Origin of the sequence: Spirillospora sp. NPDC049652, from assembly GCF_040675125.1 — a bacterium.
In the GTDB taxonomy this organism is placed as follows: Bacteria; Actinomycetota; Actinomycetes; order Streptosporangiales; family Streptosporangiaceae; genus Spirillospora.
Window position 1 is genome coordinate 1 of the sequence record NZ_JBFAOF010001183.1, and the last position, 1,953, is coordinate 1,953.

General features: G+C 73.6%; 2 protein-coding genes. Both read right to left on the reverse strand.

Going from position 1 to position 1,953, the window contains the following annotated elements; all coding sequences use genetic code 11:
• Positions 1 to 1,600: FAD-dependent oxidoreductase (locus AB0J52_RS38350; protein WP_500187932.1), on the reverse strand; the 1,600-nt coding region annotated here is incomplete at its 3' end.
• A partial coding sequence (locus AB0J52_RS38355) for a DUF5987 family protein (RefSeq protein ID WP_500187933.1) occupies positions 1,597 to 1,953 on the reverse strand: 357 nt, incomplete at its 5' end. The genes AB0J52_RS38355 and AB0J52_RS38350, both read right to left, overlap by 4 nt.

The window sequence follows — 1,953 nt, forward strand, 5'->3', positions numbered from 1 at the left end:
GCTCGGCGAGCGCCGCGATGGTGAAGGCGGGGTTGACGGTCAGCGCGCCCGGCACGGCCGAGCCGTCGGTGACGAAGATGCCCGGGTGCCCGCGCAGCTCGTGCCGGTCGTCCAGCGCGGACGTCGCCGGGTCGTCGCCGAGCCGGCAGGACGCCAGCGGGTGCACGGTGTACGCGCCGACCAGGTCGTTCGTCCAGGGCAGCACGCGGGCCAGGCCGTCGCGCTCCAGGATGTCGCGGACCTCGGCGTCCGACTCGGCCCAGCCGCGCAGCGTGTTGGCGGTCGGCCGGTAGCGCAGCGGGCCCCGGCCGAGCATCTGCTGGGAGATCCGCTCGGCGTTGCCGGTGGGCGGCAGGTCGCCGAACACCCCCTCGTTGTCGTCCTCGCTCATCGTGAACACGGTCAGCCAGGACTGCCAGCTGCGGAGCATCTCCTTCTTCTCCGGCCCGAACCAGGTGGGCCGGCCGTCCGCGCCGGGCACCTGCGCGAGGATCGTGCCGAAGCCGGGCGGGAAGTACAGCTGTTCCAGGGTGAACCGGGAGAACTCCGGCAGGTCGGGGTCGAGCCGGTCCCAGCTCGCCACGCACGGGCCCTTGCCGATCTGGGACGCGGCGTACGCGGCGTCCCCGTGCGACAGCCCGAGCACCGACCGGACGCGCTCCTCGTCGAACACGGCGGTGTTGAGCCGCTCGCCGTTGCCGGAGAAGTACCGGCCCACGCCGGGCGGCATCGGACCGAGGGCCCGCTCGGACCGCTTGAGGATCACCGGCGTCGCGCCCGCCCCGGCGGCCACCACGACGAGCTTGGCGTCGAGCGTGCCGCTCCCGGCCGTGACCCGGTAGTCCTCGCCGTCGATGACGTTGTAGTGGACGCGGTAGCCGCCGTCGTCGGTGCGCGACAGAAGCTGGACCTCGTGCAGCGGGCGGATCTCCGCGCCGTGCGCGACGGCGGCGGGCAGGTAGTTCAGCAGCAGCGACCGCTTGGCGTCGAACCGGCAGCCCGCCATCATCCAGTTGCAGTTGGTGCACTTCTCCCGGTCGATGGCGGCCGGGGCCGGGTTGGCGGTCCGGCCGGCGTGCGCGCACGCCGCCGCGAACAGCCCGCCCGAGTAGGTCACGTCGGACCAGTCCTGGCGGATGATCGGCAGCGCCTCGGCGACCCGGTCGTACCAGGGGTCCAGGACGTCCCGGTCGATGGTGGACGGCCACATGCGGCGGCCCAGCGAGCCCATCCGGTCGAACACGAACCGGGGCGCGCGCGGCATCGCGGCGAAGTAGACGACGCTGCCGCCGCCGACGCAGTTGCCGCCGAGGACGCTCATGCCGTCGCCGACGACGAAGTCGAAGATCCGGGTGTAGGACGAGCCGAGCAGGAAGTCGTGCTCGAACTCGTCGCTCGGCACCCAGGGGCCGCGCTCCAGCACGGTGACCTTCGCCCCGCCCGCCGCCAGGTGGTAGGCGGCGATCGCGCCGCCGAACCCGCTGCCGATGACGACGACGTCGGTGCGCTCGACGGCGCCGTTCGCCGCCGTCCCGCCCGCCGTGCCGCCTGCCGTGCCGCCGTTGCCGTTGCCGTTGGTGGAGATGGTGGGGTCGCTCATGCGGGGCTCCCGGTGGAGGTCGTGCCCGGATGGACGGGGGCCAGCTCGCGCTGGTAGGAGAAGGCCGGGAAGCGCCAGAGGCCGTCCTCGTCCGGCGGGGAGAAGCCCATCGCGGCGAGGCCGGGGTGGCCCGCCTTCATGGCCTCGGCGGTCGGCATGTGCGCGGCGGTGTCGAAGGCCATGTTGCAGAACAGCGCCAGCAGCACCCACAGGTCCTTCTCCGGGTGCCCGGGCGTGGTCAGGGTGCGGACGAGCGCGGCCCGGTCGGCGTGGTCCAGCGCCACGAACGGCGGCACGTCGTCGTCAGGGTTGCGGCCGTGCTCGCGGGCGTACGCCTCGGCGTGCCGGTTGAG